This is a genomic window from uncultured Slackia sp., assembly GCF_959608125.1.
GTDB lineage: Bacteria > Actinomycetota > Coriobacteriia > Coriobacteriales > Eggerthellaceae > Slackia.
Genome location: NZ_CAUHPG010000007.1, coordinates 1 through 19,010 on the forward strand (window position 1 = coordinate 1; position 19,010 = coordinate 19,010).

Annotated in this window: 17 protein-coding genes and 1 pseudogene; 9 read left to right on the top strand and 9 right to left on the bottom strand. The window is 63.8% G+C overall.

Annotation, left to right across the window (positions count from 1 at the left end):
* The first annotated feature begins 292 nt into the window (after positions 1-292).
* The gene (locus Q6E04_RS03310) at positions 293-658 is read left to right on the top strand and encodes a helix-turn-helix domain-containing protein (RefSeq protein WP_303249386.1); all 366 of its coding nucleotides are present in this window, start codon (positions 293-295) and stop codon (positions 656-658) included.
* A 162-nt stretch (positions 659-820) separates the two neighbouring features.
* Here the strand turns inward: Q6E04_RS03310 and Q6E04_RS03315 are convergent, their stop codons facing one another.
* Entirely contained in the window at positions 821-1,330 is a 510-nt protein-coding gene (locus Q6E04_RS03315; RefSeq protein ID WP_303249387.1) for a hypothetical protein, read from the bottom strand.
* 117 nt (positions 1,331-1,447) lie between these two features.
* Here Q6E04_RS03315 and Q6E04_RS03320 point away from each other — a divergent pair, with 117 nt between their 5' ends.
* The 7 genes from Q6E04_RS03320 to Q6E04_RS03350 all read left to right on the top strand — a co-directional run bounded on the left by Q6E04_RS03320 (position 1,448) and on the right by Q6E04_RS03350 (position 9,640).
* Positions 1,448-1,702: a dynein gamma chain protein gene (locus Q6E04_RS03320; RefSeq protein ID WP_303249388.1), complete on the top strand. Its 255-nt coding sequence runs from the start codon at positions 1,448-1,450 to the stop codon at positions 1,700-1,702.
* Positions 1,703-1,720: 18 nt separating this feature from the next.
* Positions 1,721-2,218 (top strand): nickel-responsive transcriptional regulator NikR, encoded by a 498-nt coding sequence (gene nikR, locus Q6E04_RS03325; protein WP_303249389.1) that lies wholly within the window; start codon positions 1,721-1,723, stop codon positions 2,216-2,218.
* A gap of 48 nt (positions 2,219-2,266) precedes the next feature.
* Entirely contained in the window at positions 2,267-4,717 is a 2,451-nt protein-coding gene (gene hypF / locus Q6E04_RS03330) for a carbamoyltransferase HypF (RefSeq protein WP_303249390.1), read from the top strand.
* Between the two features lie 89 nt (positions 4,718-4,806).
* Positions 4,807-5,043 (top strand): HypC/HybG/HupF family hydrogenase formation chaperone, encoded by a 237-nt coding sequence (locus tag Q6E04_RS03335; RefSeq protein WP_303249391.1) that lies wholly within the window; start codon positions 4,807-4,809, stop codon positions 5,041-5,043.
* Between the two features lie 4 nt (positions 5,044-5,047).
* A complete protein-coding gene (hypD, locus tag Q6E04_RS03340) occupies positions 5,048-6,127 on the top strand; it encodes a hydrogenase formation protein HypD (RefSeq protein WP_303249392.1) in 1,080 nt (359 codons plus the stop codon).
* 409 nt (positions 6,128-6,536) lie between these two features.
* Positions 6,537-7,562: a hydrogenase expression/formation protein HypE gene (gene hypE / locus Q6E04_RS03345; RefSeq protein ID WP_303249393.1), complete on the top strand. Its 1,026-nt coding sequence runs from the start codon at positions 6,537-6,539 to the stop codon at positions 7,560-7,562.
* Between the two features lie 320 nt (positions 7,563-7,882).
* Positions 7,883-9,640, top strand: coding sequence for a glucose-6-phosphate isomerase (locus tag Q6E04_RS03350; protein WP_303249394.1), 1,758 nt, complete (start codon positions 7,883-7,885; stop codon positions 9,638-9,640).
* 89 nt (positions 9,641-9,729) lie between these two features.
* Here the strand turns inward: Q6E04_RS03350 and Q6E04_RS03355 are convergent.
* The 4 genes and pseudogenes from Q6E04_RS03355 to Q6E04_RS03370 form a co-directional block, all read right to left on the bottom strand.
* A pseudogene (locus Q6E04_RS03355) lies at positions 9,730-10,098 on the bottom strand (PIN domain-containing protein); the annotation flags it as partial.
* 58 nt (positions 10,099-10,156) lie between these two features.
* Positions 10,157-10,489, bottom strand: coding sequence for a hypothetical protein (locus tag Q6E04_RS03360; RefSeq protein WP_303249396.1), 333 nt, complete (start codon positions 10,487-10,489; stop codon positions 10,157-10,159).
* Positions 10,490-10,705: 216 nt separating this feature from the next.
* Complete coding sequence (panF, locus tag Q6E04_RS03365; RefSeq protein ID WP_303249397.1) at positions 10,706-12,202, bottom strand: sodium/pantothenate symporter; 1,497 nt, start codon at positions 12,200-12,202, stop codon at positions 10,706-10,708.
* The gene (locus Q6E04_RS03370; protein ID WP_303249398.1) at positions 12,195-12,479 is read right to left on the bottom strand and encodes a YhdT family protein; all 285 of its coding nucleotides are present in this window, start codon (positions 12,477-12,479) and stop codon (positions 12,195-12,197) included. Before Q6E04_RS03370 ends, panF begins: the two co-directional genes overlap by 8 nt.
* A gap of 332 nt (positions 12,480-12,811) precedes the next feature.
* Here Q6E04_RS03370 and Q6E04_RS03375 point away from each other — a divergent pair, with 332 nt between their 5' ends.
* Entirely contained in the window at positions 12,812-14,443 is a 1,632-nt protein-coding gene (locus Q6E04_RS03375; RefSeq protein WP_303249399.1) for a hypothetical protein, read from the top strand.
* A 68-nt stretch (positions 14,444-14,511) separates the two neighbouring features.
* On the opposite strand, the gene Q6E04_RS03380 is transcribed toward Q6E04_RS03375, so the two are convergent.
* From Q6E04_RS03380 to Q6E04_RS03395, 4 genes are all read right to left on the bottom strand, one after another.
* Entirely contained in the window at positions 14,512-15,225 is a 714-nt protein-coding gene (locus tag Q6E04_RS03380; RefSeq protein WP_123198381.1) for a LytTR family DNA-binding domain-containing protein, read from the bottom strand.
* Positions 15,226-15,478: 253 nt separating this feature from the next.
* Positions 15,479-16,777 carry a histidine kinase gene (locus Q6E04_RS03385; RefSeq protein ID WP_303249400.1) on the bottom strand — a complete coding sequence of 433 codons (1,299 nt, stop codon included), beginning with the start codon at positions 16,775-16,777 and terminating at the stop codon, positions 15,479-15,481.
* 12 nt (positions 16,778-16,789) lie between these two features.
* Positions 16,790-17,644 (bottom strand): sulfite exporter TauE/SafE family protein, encoded by an 855-nt coding sequence (locus Q6E04_RS03390; protein WP_303249401.1) that lies wholly within the window; start codon positions 17,642-17,644, stop codon positions 16,790-16,792.
* Positions 17,645-17,647: 3 nt separating this feature from the next.
* Positions 17,648-18,940 (bottom strand): glycosyltransferase family 2 protein, encoded by a 1,293-nt coding sequence (locus tag Q6E04_RS03395; RefSeq protein ID WP_303249402.1) that lies wholly within the window; start codon positions 18,938-18,940, stop codon positions 17,648-17,650.
* Between the last annotated feature and the right edge of the window lie 70 nt (positions 18,941-19,010).

Genomic DNA, 19,010 nt, shown 5'->3' on the forward strand with positions numbered 1-19,010 from the left:
TCCTATCGTCTGCACGCAAGATACCATTGTGCCGCCGGTTTGCAAGAAAAATTCAAGAATTGATGCCGAACGGCATCCGAATGGCAAACGTGAAATCATATATATACAATAGGGATTATGAGAAAACCATTCCGTCCGCCGATCGTGGGCGCTTGCACTCCGGAAGTATAGAAAAAGTTGCTAGGGGCGATTGCGGGATCAAGGTTTCTATGGGATACTGAACGGTACCGAAAATGGCGACATTTCGCTTAAACACACTTCAAATACCGCATGAGCGAAAGGACCCCATCTCATGGCAACGAAGCTTTCCCGCACTGCTTGCCCCGTCGAGGCGACGCTTTCCTTGATATCGGACAAGTGGAAGATCCTCATTCTGCGCGATCTTCTAACGGGCACGAAACGCTTCGGAGAGCTGAAGAAATCCATCGGCAGTATTTCGCAAAAGGTGCTCACCTCCAACCTGCGCGCCATGGAAGACGACGGCCTGGTCGTGCGTCAGGTATACGCCGAGGTTCCGCCTCGCGTCGAATACACGCTGACCGATCGCGGCGAAAGCCTTCGTCCGATCATCGACGCCATGCGCGTCTGGGGCGAAGAGCACCAGGCGGAACTGGCAGCCGAAGAGGCCGCCAAGCAGGAAGCCGGCGCCGCCGAATAAGGCAGGCCGCACGCCTCCGCCCATTCATCAACTCGCGCAACACAGCCGTAGCGCACCTTGAAGCCGCAGGACGGACCTGCGGCTTCTTTCATGTTCGCCGCCCGAAACGCCGCGGCGCCTTAGGCTTACGCCGCACGCGAAAACCAGTCGGCCGAATCGAAACTAGCTCAGCCACGGCGCGCTTTTGCGCATGGCCTTCAAAAGCGCCCAATCGCGCTGCTTCATGCGCGGATCGGCCAAATCGCGCGCGAACGACGAAAACGCCGCATAGGCGCGCCCGAACACGAACCCGTGGGCTCCCGGCGCGACGGGCTCGCGATACGCGGCCTGCAGAAGCGCCGCTGCGCGGGCGTCGGCCGCCACCAGCATCAAAGGATCGAGCGCCTCGACGGCGGCGAACAGGCTCTTGCACGCCTGACGCACGGCGGCTTCGTCAGCCCCTTCGCGCGCGCCTTCGCCCGCAACCGCCTGCGCATCCAGAAACACGGGCTCGTCCAGCCCGATGCCCGCGCACGCCGCCGCAAGGGCCGCGCGCGCCGCGGCGGGCAGCTCGTCGCCGTACGCCACGCACACGGCCGCATCCGCAGGACCTTCCACGGCGGCCTCGAACGGCGCCAACGCGCGGCGCTTCGCTTCGACATACATGTTGTTATTATTGCCCGGAGTTTTCACACCGTTTCCTTGTTCCCGCCGACCTCATGCTTCACTTGGCACAATAATAAGACATGAGAACAGCGGAGCGCCGCGTTTACGAAGCGGCTCCGCCCAACCGACGCAAGGAGGCGCGCTATGTGCACGAACGGTATCAACACCGCCCAGTTCGAGCAGATGATCGACCAGATCGACGACCATGTGAAACTCGAGCGTCGCTGGGCCCACAACCTGGGACATCAGGCCGAAGACGCCGGCTATGCCACCGTGGGCGCCAAGCTGCATGAGGCCATGGCCCTGCTCGACGCCGTGCGCGCCACGCTCGACGACGCCAAAGAAGCCCTCGAGGACGACGCCCGCGACGCCAGCGGCGTCACCGTGGAACTGGTGTAATCCATGGGCCGAGACCTCATGCGGTTCTCGGTAGCCATGCCCGAGGACCTGCTCATGCGCTTCGACGCCCTGGTGGCCAAGCGCGGACTGGCTAAAAACCGCAGCGAAGTCGTGCGCGACCTGGTTCGCGAGGCCCTTGCGGAAGAAGACTGCACGCTGCCCGGCGAAGAGGTCATGGGCACGCTCACCATCGTGTTCGACCACCATTCGGGCGACGTGCGCGACAAGCTGGACACCATCCAGCACGAATACTACGAACAGATCGTCACCTGCCTGCACGTGCACCTGGACGCGCACACCTGCATGGAAGTGATCATCCTGCGCGGCGAAAGCGCGCTGGTGCAATCCATTTCCAACATCATCCTGGGCACCAAGGGCGTGACGCACGGTCATCTGACCATGACCACCACGGGCAACGGCCCCTATCACGGGGGCGCGGGCGGCGACATGGCCCGGGCCTGGGCCCACGACCATCCCCATACGCCCGCCAGCTCGGCCGTCTACCCCTCCCGCTAGGGGCGAACGGCCGCGGCCGCGCGGCTCAAGCGAAAAGACAGGAGAATCATGAAAGAAGCTCTCGACATAGAAGTGCACGGCATCGTGCAAGGGGTGGGGTTCCGCCCCTTCGTCTATAAAGCCGCACGCAGGCACCTGATCTGCGGCTGGGTACTCAACGCCACGGCAGGCGTGTTCATCCACGCCGAAGGCGAATCTAAAGACCTCGACGATTTCGTGCTCGAGATTTCCGACCATGCGCCCGCAGCCGCGCGCGTCAGCGAGATCCTGATGAAGGAAGTGCCCCTGGCCGATTTCAAGGAGTTCTCGATCCGCTATTCCGACGAAGGCGACGCCCAGGCCACCACGCTGGTGTCGCCCGACCTGGCAACCTGCCCCGAATGCGCGGCCGAACTGTTCGATCCGGAAAACCGCCGGTATCGCTATCCCTTCATCAACTGCACCAACTGCGGCCCGCGCTTCACGATCATCGACAAGCTTCCCTACGACCGCAAATACACGTCCATGGAGAAGTTCGCCATGTGCGAGCAGTGCGCCGCCGAATACGCCGACCCCGAAGACCGCCGCTTCCACGCGCAGCCCGACGCCTGCTTCGAATGCGGCCCGCACCTGACGTGGCGCACGGTCGACCGCGCGCTCGACGCCGAAGCCGACCTGGCGCGCCATCGCGAAGCCGAGCAGGCGAAAGCGCCCGCCGACGCCGACGGCACGCCCCGCGTGGGCGCCGACCCGGCATCGTCCGACGCGATCATCGACGCGTCCGTCGCCCTGCTGAAAAACGGCGGTATCGTAGCCGTGAAGAGCCTGGGCGGCTTCCACCTGGCATGCGACGCGCGCAACGCCGACGCGCTGGCCGAGCTGCGCCGCCGCAAGCGCCGCGGCACCAAGCCGCTCGCGGCCATGTATCCCACGCTGGACGCCCTGCGCAAAGACTGCCTGGTCAACGACGCGGAAGAGCGCCAGCTCACCGGCCCGCAGCGCCCGATCGTGCTGCTGCGCAAGAAGCCGGGCGCGCATTTCGCGGAAGGCCTGGCCGACGGACTGGGCGAAGTGGGCGCCATGCTGCCCTACACGCCGCTGCAGCACCTCATGCTGGACGCGTTCGACGGCCCGCTGGTCATGACTTCGGGCAACCTGCATGACGAACCCATCCAGACCCAAGACGACGAGGCCTTCGTGGCGCTGCACGGCATCGCCGACGCGTTCGTGGGCAACGACCGCCCCATCCGCACCCGCTTCGACGATTCCGTCGTGCGCGTCATCACCGCAGGCAGCGCGGGCGAAGCGGTGCAGACCGTCCGCCGCGCGCGCGGATTCGCGCCCCTGCCCGTGGCGACCGGCAAAACCGACGGCACCACCCTGCCCGACGGCTCGCCGCGCACCATCGTGGCCGCAGGCCCCGAGCAGAAGAATACCTTCTGCCTGCTGCGCGGCGCAGACGCCTTCGTCAGCCAGCACATCGGCGATATGGAAAACGCCGAGACCTACGACGCGTGGCTCGACACCCTGGCGCGCTTCGAGGGCCTTTTCGAGGCCGAGCCCGCCGCCGTGGCGTGCGACATGCATCCCGAATACCTGTCCAGCAAGTGGGCGGCCGAGCGCCACGACGAGGGCCTGCCCCTGTGCAAGGTGCAGCACCACCACGCGCACATCGCCGCCGTCATGGGCGAAAACAACCTGGACGAAGCCGTGATCGGCGTGGCCTTCGACGGCACGGGCTACGGCGTGGACGGCGCCATCTGGGGCGGCGAAGTCATGCTGTGCAACCGCACCGATTTCGAGCGCTTCGCCAACTTCTCCTACGTGCCCATGCCGGGCGGTGCGGCGGCCATCAAGAACCCGCTGCGCATGGCCTACGGCGTGCTGTGGCAGTACGACCTGCTGGAGCACCCCGCTGCCAAGCGTGCCCTGGCAAGCCTGGGAGATGCGGCCGACACCTGCGAACGCATGGTGGAGCGAGGCCTGAACTGCCCCATGACCTCGAGCGCGGGCCGTCTGCTCGACGCCGTCAGCGCGCTGCTGGGCATCTGCACGCAGCCCACCTACGAAGGCGAGGCGGCCATCATGCTGGAAGCGGCCATCGCCGGCGTGAACACCGATGCGAGCTATGAAATCGGCATCGTGAAGAACACCGCCCTGGAAACCAGCACCGCCCACGACACGAGCGTCGTGCTGCTGGACGCCGAGAGCATGTTCGAGGGCATGCTGGACGATATGGAAGCCGGCATGGAAACCTCGTTCATGGCCGCGAAGGTGCACAACGCCTTCGCCACAGCGATCGCCCAGGCGTGCCTGATGGCCAACGCCGCCTACGGCATTTCCACCGTAGCTCTGGGCGGCGGCGTGTTCATGAACCGCTACCTGACCGAGCGCACCGTGGCCCTGCTGCAAACGGCCGGGTTCACCGTGGCGCTTTCCCAGGAGCTTCCGCCCAACGACGGCGCGGTCTCCTTCGGCCAGGCCGTGGTGGCGCAGGCCCGCTTCGCGACGCAAGATTAACCGGACGGACGCCGGTTCCCGTGACGCGGCGCCCTCTTCGATATACGCGCATGGCGGGCGCGGCGCGCCGCATGCGAGAAAGGACGAATATGTGCTTGGCAATTCCCGCTAGGATCGCCGAAATCGGCGAGGACAACCTTGCCACCGTCGATATTCTGGGCGTCACGCGCAAGGTTTCGGTGGACCTGACCCCGCAGGCCGGCGTGGGCGATTACGTGCTCGTGCACGCAGGCTTCGCCATCGAGGTGGTCGACGAGCAGTTCGCCCAGGAAACGCTCGATCTGATCAGGGATTTTCCCGAACTGGCCGACGCCGAAGCGGTGTAGGGCCATGGTCGATCAGAACAGCTTCAAAGACCCTGTGCTGGCGCGCGGCCTGATCAAGAGCATCCAGGCGCTCGCGCCCGAACACGCCACGCTCATGGAGGTGTGCGGCACCCACACCGTGGCCATCGCCCGCAACGGCATCCGCGACCTCATGCCCGAAGGCTGCAAGCTGGCCAGCGGCCCGGGCTGCCCCGTGTGCGTCACCGCCAACCGCGACATCGACACCGTGATCGCCCTGGCTCGCGTGGAAAACGTGATCCTGACCACGTTCGGCGATATGACGCGCGTACCCGGCAGCTCGTCTTCGCTGCTCAAGGAGCAGGCGGCGGGCCGCGACGTGCGCATCGTGTATTCGCCGCTCGATGCGCTGAGCATCGCGCAGGCCAACCCCGACCGCCCCGTGGTGTTCGTGGGCGTGGGCTTCGAGACCACCACCCCGCTGGTGGCCATGGCCATCAAGCGCGCGGCTGCGCTGGGCCTGAAGAACTTCAGCGTGTACGCCGCCCACAAGAACATGCCGGGCGCCCTGGACGTGCTGATGGGCGATCCCGAGCTGAAGGTGGACGCCTTGATCCTGCCCGGCCACGTGAGCACCATCATCGGCATCGAACCGTACCGATTCCTGGCCGAAAAGTACGGCATTCCCGGCGTGATCACCGGCTTCGAGCCGCTCGACGTGCTGCAGGGCATCGCCATGCTGATGCGCCAGCTGCATGAAAGCCGCGCCGAAATCGAGAACGCCTACGCCCGCGGCGTCATGGCCGAAGGCAACCCCGTAGCCCTGGCCGCGATCGACGACGTGTTCGAAACCTGCACCGCCACCTGGCGCGGACTGGGCCCGATCGAGGGCAGCGGCTACCGCATTCGCGAACAGTACGCGCAGTTCGACGCGCTGCGCCGTTTCGAGCCGGAAATCGAAGAGACCCACGAACCACGCGGCTGCCGCTGCGGCGACGTGCTGCGCGGCATCATGGCGCCCAACGAATGCCCGCTATTCCGCACCGTATGCAGCCCCGAGAACCCGGTGGGTCCATGCATGGTGAGCTCGGAGGGATCTTGCGCGGCGTACTACCGGTACTACTAATCTTTCCGGTCTGACACGGCCGCTTGAAAAGCGGACAGGCGGCCGCAATGGGAGGGGCGGAAGGGTCTGTGCTCAAACAGTTCCGCCCCTCTTGCGATATGGGCCGACCTGCCCGGCGGAAAACCCACAGCCCAGAGCTAAACGCGCCACGTGAACCAGACCCTTTCCCGGAGACTCGAAAACGCGCTGGAACATCCCCCTGGGACGAAGCGATAACCGGCCAGGACATGCGCGAGCAGTTCGACGCGAACCCCGACGCCTATACAAGAATTATGAATAACGACCTCTTGCCGGCCGTCTACCGCCGCCGCAACGCCAAGCAGGACTAAGCTTGTCTGCAACACACGATGCGCGCGTCGGCGCCCTGCGCGCCCGGGCCGCATGAAACGCAGACCAAGGAGCACTTTCCATGAATGACGAAACCGTTTTGCTTGGACATGGATCCGGCGGCACCATGATGAAAAGGATCATCGACGAAGTGTTCGCCGCATCCTACGGCAGCAAAGAGCTTGCCCAGGGCGACGACGCCGCCGTTCTGCCCGCACCCGCGCCGGGCGAGCGTCTGGCGTTTTCCACCGACACCTTCGTGGTGACCCCGCACTTCTTCCCTGGCGGCAACATCGGCCGCCTGGCCGTGTGCGGCACGGTGAACGACGTGGCCACCAGCGGCGCGCGCGTGAAGTACCTGTCGGTGGGCATGGTGCTGGAAGAGGGCTTCCCCATGGACGACCTGCGCCGCATCTGCGCCACGATCGCCGAAACCGCCGAAGAGGCGGGCGTGCACGTGGTGACGGGCGACACCAAGGTGGTCAACCGCGGCCACGGCGACGGCATTTACATCAACACCGCTGGCGTCGGCCTGATCCCTGCCGAGCGCAGCCTGTCGGGTACGCACTGCAAGCCCGGCGACAAGGTGCTCGTCAGCGGCACCATGGGAGACCACGGCATTGCCATCATGACCCAGCGCGAGGGCCTTTCGTTCGCCGCGCCGGTCGAAAGCGACGCCGCGCCGCTGAACCATCTGATCGCCGAGGTGCTCGAAGCCGCGCCCGAAACGCGTTGCTTCCGCGACCCCACGCGCGGCGGCCTGGCCTCCACGCTCAACGAGTTCGCCGCCCAGTCGGGCGTCGACATCGTGGTGCGCGAAGACGACGTGCCCGTGAAAGACGTGGTGCGCGGCGCATGCGACATGCTGGGCTACGACGTGCTGCAGGTGGCCAACGAGGGCAAAATGGTCTGCGTGGTTCCGGCCGACCAGGCCGACGCCGCCCTTGCCGCCATGCGCGCGAACAAGTACGGCGCCGACGCCGCCATCATCGGCGAAGTGACCGAGGCGTCGCCCGAGCGCGGCCCCAAGGTGTTTTTGCAGACCGGATTCGGCAGCAAGCGCATCCTGGATATGCTGGTGGGCGAGCAACTTCCGCGCATCTGTTAAGCAACCGTTGCAAAAGCGCGAGGCGAACGGCCGGCCTCCTTTTCGAAGGGGCCGGCCGTTTTTATGGGCAGATAGCCGATGCGCGCGATCCATCAGGCAAAACGCTGCGTTTCCGCCCAAAACGGGCAGCGCGGGGGCTTGCGGCGAAGCAACCGCTCGAAACGCGGCCCGCATCACTGTCTCTCCACATGAGGGCGCATAAAGTGGCGGGCGATACGCCCCATTTGGTACACTATGCAGACAAAGCGAAAATACCACGATGGCGCACGTTCTTTTCGTGCGCCATTTTCTTGCATATCGTTTTCGAGAAAGAGACGCCCATGCTTGCCAGCGAAACCGAGAAACTCTATCCCGCTGCGAAAACCCTGGTGCGCGATAAGGTTGCCAGCCGCATCCACGCGAAGGACCACACGCTCTACGCGTTCGAAGAGGACGCGTGCGATTGCGCTGCCGATTTCATGGGCTGGGCCGACCTGGCTACCAACCCGCCGTATCCCTGCGAGCAGATCCAGGCCTTCGCCGCCAAGGCGATCGCCGAAGGCATCGAGACCGTGCTGCTCATCGGTCAGGGCGGTTCTACCCAGGCCCCGATGACCATCACCAAATACAACAAGATCGACCGCAACGCCGTCGATTTCAAGGTGCTCGACTCCGTGTCTCCCGTGCGCGTGCGCACCATCCTGACCGGCATCGACCTGGAAAAGACGCTCGTGCTGGTTTCCAGCAAGTCGGGCGGCACCATCGAGATGCGCAGCGTCCTGGACGCCGTGGTGGACCACTTCGCCGAAACCATGCCCGCCAAGCAGATTCCATCGCACCTGGTGGCGATCACCGACCCTGGCAGCGGCCTTGAGGCCCGCGCGCTCGACGAGCATTGGCGCGCCTGCTTCCCCGGCGAACCCACCGTGGGCGGCCGATTCAGCGCGCTGTCCGTGTTCGGCCTGGTTCCCGCCGCGCTTGCCGGCATCGACCTGGCCGATTTCCTGGGCCACGCCAAAGAGGCCGAGCAGGCCTGCAGCGAAGACGCCGTGGACAACCCGGCCATCGCGCTGGCATCGTTTTTGTTCGACAACTACCTGGCGGGCCGCGACAAGTTCTGCTTCTTCACGCCGAAGCGCGGCCGCGTTCTGGGCCTGTGGATCGAGCAGCTGGTGGCCGAAAGCCTGGGCAAAAACGGCCTCGGCATCCTGCCCAACATCGAAATCGATACGCTGCTTCTGGCCGAAGACCCCAAAGACCGCTGCGTGATCACGTACTCCACCAAGACCGACCTGTGGGACGAGCGCAAGAACTTCGACCTCAGCCTGGCCTACCTGGACGACGCCATTCCGCGGCTCTCGTTCCGCATCGAAAGCGCGGCCGAGCTGGCCGAGCACTTCGTCATGTGGGAATACGCCGTAGCCATGTGCGGCTACCTGATGAAGGTCTGCCCGTTCGACCAGCCCGACGTGGCGTCCACCAAAGCCGCCGCGCTCAAGATTCTGGAAGAAGGCCAGCCCGAGCCCGATTTCGAAGAGCCCTTCATCGGCCATGTGCATATGGGCGAAGCCGAGGTCACCATGGCCCCGTGCGTCAAGGCCGATATGATCGAAGACGCGCTGTATAACCTGTTCTCCTCCGTGCAGCCGGGCGATTACTTCGCGCTCAACGCATTTCTGCCGTTCGACGGCGAAGGGCGCCGCGAAGCGCTTGAGACCATCCGCCATGGCGTGGCGGACAAGCTGGGCGTGGCATCGTGCCTGGAAATCGGCCCGCGCTATCTGCACTCCACCGGCCAGCTGCACAAGGGCGGCCCCAACAAGGGCGTGTTCCTGATCATTTCGGCCGACGAGCTTAAAGACATCCCGCTTTCGCACGTCGAGGCCGAAAGCCTGGGAACGCTTGCGAAGGCGCAGGCCGCGGCCGACCTGTCCATCCTCATCGAGCGCGGGCGCCGTTGCATGCATCTGCATCTGCCCGACAACTCGGGCGTGACCATCCGCGCCCTCGGCGACGCCGTGATGCGCGTGCTCTACCGCATCGACGCCGAACGCGCCGCTGATGCCCGGGAAGCCGTCGAGGAAACGCCCGAAGAGTAATCCCTCGACGCACAGACATATACGCCCAAGAGGCGGCCGGACACGCATCCGGCCGCCTCTTTTTATTCGCAGCGAAGCCCCGTGCAGGCCTATTCCCCCAAATCGTAGAACACGCCCTTGGAGCGGCCGTATTCTTCGAAGAATTCCGTAGCCGAGCACGCAGGGATCTTCGACGCCGAAAACCCGCGCACGTCACGCGTCAGAATGTAATCGGCTTTGATCTTTTCCGCCGCGACGGACACCAGGCAGTCCTCAAAATCGGGCCATTCCAGCGAGGCCGCCCTGGCTATATCGGCGCCGTCGATCGAGCATACGTTCAGGTATTCCATGCTTTCCAGAAACATGCGCTGCACCGCTTTTGATCCGAGCGGCTTTTTCAAGATATAGAAGACGTCGGTGTAGGATTTCGCGGACGTCCATAGCTCGGCATCTCCGAACAGGCGCATCAGCATAAGGCGCTCGCAATCGGCGAAAAAGGGCTAGCGGCGACCGAAAAGGTCGATCAGCGCGTTCGTATCAAGCAAGAGCCTCATAATCGGCGCGCCTCCCTTCTTCCAGGAGTTCCTTGTAAGAGCAGTCCAGCCAGAACGACTCGGGAACTTCGCGCGTCATGGAAGCAAGGGCCGCCTGCAGCGCATCGCGTTGCGCAGGCGTGGGCGTTTTCACCGACCGACCGTCGACGGATCGGGCCTCGCCGCGCGCGTGCGCGCACGGGAGCGTGCCCGTTTCGAGCACGTACGAATACGCCGCGTTCACGAGCTGGGTGGGCGTGGCCCCGATCGAGCGCAACACCCGCGCCCCCTGCTCTTTCACCTCGACAGGAACCCGTGCCGTAACCACCGCATCCATGGCTTCCCCTTTCGTCGGTTTCTTGTAATACCGTATTACAACAGTATTTCAAACCAAGCTCGAAAGTGCAACGATACACGCACGCCACGCCGAAAAGCCCGCAAGCCAAGCCAGATGGCTCAACCTTCGCTACCAGGCAGTTCGGCTCGAATGCAAAAGCGGGCGAAGGGGAATCCTTCGCCCGCTCGGAACTGTCGCACGCGAACGCAGTTCGCGCTATTTCTCCGGGAAGAACACCTGGAGCATCTTCTTGTCGCTGGGCTTGCCCAGGTACGAGCCGACCACCATGAGCACGAGCGCCACCGTGATGCCGATCACGATCTGATGCAGGCCGAACAGCTTGAAGCCGATCGCCATGGTGAAGCAATAGGTCAGCGTGCCGCCCACCATGGACGCGATCGCGCCCGTCTTGTTCGCACGCTTCCAGAACAGCGCGCCCACGAACACCCAGCAGAACGCCGTTTCCAGGCCGCCGAACGCGAACATGTTGATCTTCCAGATCACGTCGGGCGGGGTGACGGCCAGCACGAACACGATGACGCCGATGCCGAACGTGGCGATCTGGCTGAAGCGCGAGACGTTTTTGTCCTGCACTTCGACGCCCTTCTCCTCGACACGATGCAACCACAGGTCTTTGATGATCGCAGAAGAGGAAGCAATCAGCAGCGACGAAACCGTCGAGATGGACGCGGCAATGGGGCCGATGATCGCGATGCCCGCAAGCCACGGGGGCAACGTCTGCGCGATGGCGATCGGGATGATGTTGTCGACGCTTCCGCCGTATGCGGCAAGGTCTTCGGTCAGAACGCCCGCCGACAGCGTACCCAGGGCGGTGACGCCGATCATCATGGCGCCGATGATGACGGTGCCCCAGATCATGGCCCTATGCAGCGACTTGGTATCCTTGTAGCCCATGCAACGGACGACCGACTGGGGCAGGCAGAACGTCAGCACGCCCACCAGCAGCCACTGCGTGAAGTACAGACTCAAGGGCATGGCGCCGCCGGCGAAGGGCTCGAGCAGCTCGGGACGATTGGCCTGGATGGTGTTCATCACGTTCTCGTAGCCGCCGCCTGCGCTGAAGATGCCGCCAGCAAGCACGGCGATGCCCACTAGCATGGCGATGCCGCACAGCGCGTCGGTCACGGCCACGCCGCGGAAGCCGCCGACCGCCGTGAAGATGATCACGGCCGCGCCGAACAGGAACAGGCCGGTGACGTAGGAATAGCCCGTCACGGCCTCGAACAGCTTCGCGCCGCCGACGAACTGGGCCACCATGGTGGCGGCGAAGAACAGCACCAAGATGAACGCCGCGGCCACAGCCAGCGCGTTGGACTGGTAACGCTCGCGGATCACGTCGATGACCGTGACGGCGCCGAGCTTGCGCGACACGAGCGCCATCTTCTTGCCCATGATGCCGTACAGCAGGAACAGCGTGACGACCTGCACCGTAGCCATGTAGACCCAGCCGAAGCCGACATTCCACGCCTGGCCGGGGCCGCCCACGAACGAGCTCACCGAGCCGTACGTGGCGATCGTGGTCATGGCAAGCACGAAGCCGCCCAGCGCACGGTCGCCGATGAAATATTCCTTGACGAATCCGCCCGTCGAAGCGGCGCGCGACTTCCTGCGCACCACGAGCGCGAGGCCCAAGGCCGCCAGCAAGAATACAAGCACGGGCACCAAGCCCGCGAGTCCGATGGCATTAGTCACGGTCGGCACCTTCTTCCTCGTCGTCCAGATCGAAATCGGCAAAGACGCGCTTCGCCAGGAACACCGCCGCCGCGACGGCGAACAGCCACGTTCCTACCGTGCCGCCGATGATCCACACGGGCGTGCCGAACACCTTCACATCGAGGCCGGCAAGGCCGAAGCCCGCGACGGCCCAAACCACGATGCAGAGCACGAGCGAGACCACCGTGGCCTTCGCTTCTTTGTTCGCCTGAAGCATCTTCTGGCGATAGGTCAATCCGTCTTTCGACGACGCCATGACCGCTCCCTTCATTTCCTACAAACGATCGCTTCGTCTGCGACGCCGAGTCGTGAAATCCTCTTCGTCGCTGCCGCCGATGATGCGGCACAGAAATTGTATCGGCGCGGCCTTCCTCGTACGACGTCGTATGATTTCGGAAGGACATATTCGCCACTCTGCCCATGTATGCGCCATTTACCTGGGGAAATGATTGCATCTTCTGTACAAAGCTTTTATATTTATGCGGGGTATTGCGGGGTACGAATCTCGCGAAACCTCCTCGCCGCACAAAAAGCACGAAAGGCAGGCCGTCCCGAAACGGCCCGCATTCCGCCGAAGAAAGGCCCGCCATGCACCTCAAGAAAACGAAACGCAACGGCCGTATCTATCTTTCCATCGTTCAGAATTACCGCGAAGACGGCACCACCAAAACGCGCACGATCGAAACCATCGGATACGCCGACGCCTACGCCGGGCAATACGCCGACCCCATCGCCCATTTCGAGGAGCGCGTGGCCGCCATGAACGAAGAGCGGCGCTCGCAGCGCGCGGCGATCGAATTCGCGTTTCCGCCCGACTGCACCATCGACGCCAACCGCACGGAATCGGCCCGCTGGGGCGTGGCGATCGCGCTGGCCTACCTTGACGCGCTGGAAGCGAAACGCGCCATAGGCCCCACCGAACGCGATGCCCGGCGCGCGAAGGCGGTCGAAGACGCAGGCGGCGAACGGGCCAAACCCTCGCGCACCGACGCGTTCACGGCGCGGCGCGCGTTCGAGATCTTCACCGTCGAGCGCGTGTTGCACGCCTCACCCAAGCACGAAACCTGGGAGCGGCGAGAATCGTTTCCGCGCCCGTGCGATTTCGCGATCGACGAGGCCTACCGCGTGCTACCCGCGATCGCCCACGCCGACGAGCGCATCGCGCACTCGATGCGAGCCGCCTACGAGCGCATCAGGCCCCATCACGCGCCCCTCACGTGCGCTCATGTGGTCTTGGGAGCCTTCGCCTTCGACGACACCGACGACGTCGATTCGGCGGGCGCGGACGATGTCGGGGGCCGCATGGCCGTCTGCCTGGCCATGGTGCTCGACGAAGACGGCATGCCTGCGGGCTATCGGCTCATCGAGGCCGATCCCGACGAACACGCCGTGCGCCGCCTGGCCGACGATATCAAGAAGAACATGGGCGCCCGGCGCGTGGTCATGGTGGCGGGACGCCTGTCCCGTGCGGAGGCGATCATGAAAATGCTCGGCGCGCAAGGCGACGGCTTCATCATGCACCGCCCCCTCGAAACCGCCGTCGAAGACATGCGGCATTGGATCGTGGACGACCAGGGCTACACCACCAGCCGCTCGGGCAACTACCGCATCAAATCGCGCGTGCGCACCGCCACGGTAAAAGCCGTCGACGCGCCCGAAGGAGGCCCCCAGGCCGCCAAGCGCGTCCGCGTGCGCGATATCGTTTTCTGGGGCCGCGATTACGCCTTGCGGCGCCAAGGCGGGCGCGGCGATGCCGAAAACGGCGCCCTGGACGGCTACGCGTGCATCGTGACCAGCGAATTGGGCCTGAAGGCGCCCGAGGTATTCCACCTGTACCGCGAGCTGTGGCGTCTTGCCGAGCCGTTCCAGGTTCTCGAATCCGACTTCTCGCCTTCGCCGTATCCCACGCCGCGGGACGAGCATATGCGCGCCCATTTCGCGATCTGCTACGCGGCGTTTTTCGCCATGCGTCTGATGCGAAGCGACCTGCACTGGCGCTTCAACGCGGCCCAGGTGGCCGACGCGCTCATTCGCATGGAAGGCGGCCACTTGGCGGAAAACTGGTTCCTGTTCGGCTATCGCAGCCCCGTGAGCGATGCGATCGAGCAAGCCGCGGGAGTCGATGCAGCCCGGCGACTGCGCACGCGCCAGGACATCCGCGAAGGAATAGCCCGGGCGCGGCGCCATATCAGGTGCGAGCAGGCGGGCCCTGACATGTGATTCGCGGCACGTAAAAAGCCGCGCCTTTCGGGCGCGGCTTCGCTATTCATCATATGAGGCGGAAAGACCTAGAGGCCCAACGCCTTTTTCAGGGAGGACACGCGGCGGCGAGAAACCGGAATCTTGTCTTCCACGCCGTTCAGGGTGAGCAGCAGAGTGCCGCCCGCCACGGGTTCGACTTCCTCGACCATGGCAAGGTTGACCAGGTAGCCGCGATGCACGCGGAAGAATCCGTGGCCGTCCAGGCGCTTCTCGAGCTGAGCCAGCGAAACCGTGGAGAAGTAGCGGTCGGAATCGGTCTGGAGGTAGGCGTAATCGTCGCGAGCCATGACGTAGCGGATGCTGTCGATCGCGATGAGGATCTTCTTGCCGCCCTTTTCGACGGGAATACGCTCGGACTGAGTAGCCTTCACGTGCAGGGTGACATGCTCGGTGGCACGGTTCACGGCCTGATGCAGACGGTCGATTTCGACAGGCTTGACCAAGTAGTCGACCGCGTTCACTTTGAAGCCTTCGAGGGCATGCTCGCTATAAGCGGTAACGAAAATGACCGCCGGCGGATTCTTCAGGCGCTGCAGGGCCTCGGCGAACTGAATGCCCGTTACCTCGGGCATGCTCACATCCAGGAACAGCACGTCCACAGGATAGCTCTGCATTTTCTCGATGGCCTCGCGCACGCTTGCCGCTTCGGCCAAAACCTCGACACCGCCGACTTCGCCGAGCAGATAGCGAAGCTCGGAACGCGCAGGCGCTTCGTCGTCTACGATAATTGCGTTAAGCAAAACGTCCTCCATCACCCTTGGCGAATGCATCGACCCGCCTCAAACCGTTCTTGCATATTAGCCGAAATATGCAGCCCCGTGAAGAAGTTCGGATGGAATGGGACAGGATGGGCATCATTCTCCTTATATCGACAGAGAATCGCCTCGGAATAAACCGTTCGCCGACAATAACACGCCGTTTGTTTCAGTGCGCATACCGTCCGCCGGAAGCCGGACATGCGCATGCCTGGCGCCGTCCACCGCCCATCCGGGCCTATTCGTCGAGCAAGGCGTCCTTGAGATACATCTTCACGCACGTGCCGTTGCCGGGAGTGGAATCGACCTGCATGCGCGATTCGGTACCGTAGTAGCCGGTCAAGCGCTCGCTGATATTCTTCATGGCGATGCCCAAGCCCTTCGATGCGGACGGGCTGAGAAGCTTGCGCTGCTGCTCGGCGTCCATGCCGATGCCGTTATCGGACACGGAGATATACACGTCGTCGCCTTCGCTGTACGCCTCCACGGCGATGCGCAGCTGTCCCTCCTGCGGCATGGCGTGGCGCACGGCGTTTTCCACAAGGGGCTGAACCATGAACGCGGGCACCATGAGGTCTTCCAGGCCCGGCTCCACATCGACGTCCATGACCAGGCGATCTTCGCCGAAACGCGCCACCTCGAACGTGAAGTAGCGCATGGTCTGGTCGATTTCCTTCATCAGCTCCACCAGGTCGTCGGAGCTTTCGAGCGTACGGCGATAGAAGATCGCGAACTCGCGCAACAGCATGCGAGCACGGTCGGGGTCGGTACGCACGAGAGATGCGATGGTATTGATCGTATTGAACAGGAAGTGCGGATTGATCTGGGACTGCAGCGCCTTGAGCTCCATGGTGGTGGCCAGCTTGGTCTGCTGCTCCAGCTCCACCGCGGCAATCTGGGTGGACATGAGCTCGCCAAGGCCTTCGGCCAGCGCCAGCTGCGTCTCGGTGATATCGTTGGCGTGGCGGTAGTAGAACTTCAACGTGCCGATGATGGCGTCGCCGCGGCGCAGCGGCACGATGATGCCGGCGCGCAGGTTCTTGGCTTTCGTGGGAAAACCGATTTCTTCGGGTGTATGCAGCGCACGGATGCGGCCGTCTTCGATCGTGGCATGCGTGGCCTTCGTGCGAATAGGGGTGCCGGGCGTGCTGGGCGCCTCTTCCAGGCCCACATATCCCAGGATGTATTCCCTGTCGGTGATGGCAACCGCCTGTGCGCCCGTGGCGGGAAGCAGCAAGCGGCACACCTTCTGCGCCGTTTCCACGTTAAGACCTTCTTGGAAGCATGCCAGCGTTTCGCGAGCGATTTTCAGGATGGTATCCGACTGACGCGCACGCACCGAATCGGGGTTGAGATGCAGATAGATCAGCAGCGCGAGCGACACGGTGAACGAAACGCCCGCGATCACGTTCAGGTTGCCGAACATCGACGGGCGGCAGACGCCCATGACGAGCACCGCGGCGGCAAGCGTGGCTACGGTGAACAAAACCAGGTCGATCAGCTTCGCGTAATTCGCCTTTATGTTGTTGATGGTCACGAAAACTTCTCCTTATCCGATGATCCTAAGTTCGTTTACCGTCAGCACGACGGCGACGACCAGCAGAAACGCTGCGAATGCGAAGCGAAGGGCGCGCTCGGGCGCGCGTTTGACCAATCCCGCTCCCAAAATGGCGCCGGGAATGGAGCCTGCCGCCGTCGCAATGCCCACAAGATAGTCGATGTTGCCCAGGATTCCCTGCTCCACCGCGCCGGGAATCGCCAGAATGCACACAGCCAGCAGCGAAGTGCCGGACGCGAGGCGCATGGGCACGCCGAGCAGCGCCATGAACAGCGGAACCATGATGAAGCCGCCGCCCACGCCCACGTAGCCGCTCAAGAAGCCTGCCACGATGCCGATCGCCGCCACCTTCGCCACGAAGGCCGGCTTCAGGGCGAAGCGCACATCGGATGCGTCGACATCGGGCGCCTTGGACCCTGCGCTTGAGACCGGCTTCGAAGAAGCGGAAGCGCCCGCGTCGCCTTCGGCCTTGGCCTTGGGCGCGGCGAGCGCTTTCTTGAACATGGTGTACGCCGAATAGGCGATGACGAGCGCCGCAGCGCCCATCACCATCCATGCGGGCGACGCGGCGGCGGCAAGCACGCCGATCGGCGAGAGCACCGCTCCCGCCAAGCCGCATATCACGCCGACGCGGATCACGCACGTCTTGTTGCGCGCGTGCTTGGTCATGCCCGAAAGCGACGTTGGGATGATCGTGAACAGCGACGTGGCCGTAGCGGCGATAGGGTCGAGCCCGAACACCAGCCTGAACAGCGGTACCATGACCACGCCGCCCCCGATTCCCAGCAGACCCGACAGCACGCCGACCAGCACGCCCGCGAGGGCCGCGACGATGAACATCTCCATGCGTTATTCCCCCGCCCCGAGGTTGAGCCTGATTTCAGTGGTCTCGCCGGGGCTCACGCCGCCCGCGGCGCGCGTTGCGGCGCGCATCTCGTGGATGCGCTCTTTCTCCTGGTTGGACGAACCCGCCAGCGCCGACTGCATGATGACGTCGTTTTCGAGGCGCGCCATGATGGTGGGCCACTTGAACTGGAATTGGAAATAATTCGCGCAGTTCTCTTCCGCATAGCGAGCCGCGTCGGTGGTCGCCGATTTCGCGGCCTTGCGGTACCCCTTGCCGTCGGGACGGCCGATCGATCGAAGCCATGCCGTGCGCTTCGCGCGCTTGGCAACGCCCGGCTGCAAGAACGGACCGGGATACGGCAGCAGCGACTGCGGCTTGATTTGTAGCAGATCGATCTGCGTACGGGCGTATTCCACCTTGCGATGCTCATAGAGCCATCGGAAGATGTCCTGGCGGAAACGCAGGCCTTCGCGCGGGGTATCGGGCGGCAGATGGCGCATATGCCACTGGTTGTCGAACCAGATGTCGCTGCCGTACATGCGCAGATCGAGCATATAGTCCAGGTCTTCGCCACGGGCGATCCAAGGATCGAACGACACACGCCTGAACGCTTCGCGGTGCAACGCCAAACAGCCGCCGCACACATGGTTGGAACGGGAAAGGCGCGGGCCGTGCATGGCCTTTTCGATCCATTCATTGAACGCGCGGCCCTGTTCCCAGAATCGGTCGTACCACTTCTGCGACCTGCTGGAACGATAGCTGCCCTCCTTGTTGAGGTAATAGCCCGTCTTGGCAAGGATGGGAATGCCGCGGCGCGTCAGCTTGCCTAGGCCGTACATGGCCTTCTCGAGAAACGCCTCGTCTTCGACCACGGCGTCGTCGTCCAAGAACACGGCCGCGTCGAAATCGAGCATATCGGCCACGAGCAGACCCAGGTTGCGCACGGCGCCGTAACCCGTCAGGCCTATTTCGTCGCCCACGGACACGCCCAGCTGCCCCATGCGCTGACGAACGATGGCAAGCTCGGGCGATCCGACCACGGTGATATCCAGATCGGAGAAATGATCGGCCACGTCGCGGATCTTGTTGACCGCCTGGTTTTCGATGGCCGATTCGGCAGCCACCAAGATGACGATCTGGCCCAGGCCGCGCACCTTGCGCAGCGAATCGAGACAGCGCGGCAGTTCGCCCTGCGTCGAAAGCGTGGTGGTATGGTCGTAGGTGGCCGTGACCGGGCCTGCATCGGTGCGGCGGCGCGCCGATATATACGTAGGTATAAGAACAACAGGGTTCATGGATGCCTTTCTGTCGTGCACCGCATACCTGCGGGCCGTTGCTGCGGCAATGCCGAGCACGACGCGTATC

Coding starts and splice junctions, on each gene's coding strand:
- Q6E04_RS03350 (WP_303249394.1), top strand. CDS start 7,883: ATGCTTGCCAGCGAAACCGAGAAACTCTATCCCGCTGCGAAAACCCTG.
- Q6E04_RS03395 (WP_303249402.1), bottom strand. CDS start 18,940: ATGAACCCTGTTGTTCTTATACCTACGTATATATCGGCGCGCCGCCGC.
- Q6E04_RS03360 (WP_303249396.1), bottom strand. CDS start 10,489: ATGGATGCGGTGGTTACGGCACGGGTTCCTGTCGAGGTGAAAGAGCAG.
- Q6E04_RS03370 (WP_303249398.1), bottom strand. CDS start 12,479: ATGGCGTCGTCGAAAGACGGATTGACCTATCGCCAGAAGATGCTTCAG.
- Q6E04_RS03375 (WP_303249399.1), top strand. CDS start 12,812: ATGCACCTCAAGAAAACGAAACGCAACGGCCGTATCTATCTTTCCATC.
- hypD (WP_303249392.1), top strand. CDS start 5,048: ATGGTCGATCAGAACAGCTTCAAAGACCCTGTGCTGGCGCGCGGCCTG.
- Q6E04_RS03310 (WP_303249386.1), top strand. CDS start 293: ATGGCAACGAAGCTTTCCCGCACTGCTTGCCCCGTCGAGGCGACGCTT.
- nikR (WP_303249389.1), top strand. CDS start 1,721: ATGCGGTTCTCGGTAGCCATGCCCGAGGACCTGCTCATGCGCTTCGAC.
- Q6E04_RS03390 (WP_303249401.1), bottom strand. CDS start 17,644: ATGGAGATGTTCATCGTCGCGGCCCTCGCGGGCGTGCTGGTCGGCGTG.
- hypF (WP_303249390.1), top strand. CDS start 2,267: ATGAAAGAAGCTCTCGACATAGAAGTGCACGGCATCGTGCAAGGGGTG.
- Q6E04_RS03335 (WP_303249391.1), top strand. CDS start 4,807: ATGTGCTTGGCAATTCCCGCTAGGATCGCCGAAATCGGCGAGGACAAC.
- hypE (WP_303249393.1), top strand. CDS start 6,537: ATGAATGACGAAACCGTTTTGCTTGGACATGGATCCGGCGGCACCATG.
- Q6E04_RS03320 (WP_303249388.1), top strand. CDS start 1,448: ATGTGCACGAACGGTATCAACACCGCCCAGTTCGAGCAGATGATCGAC.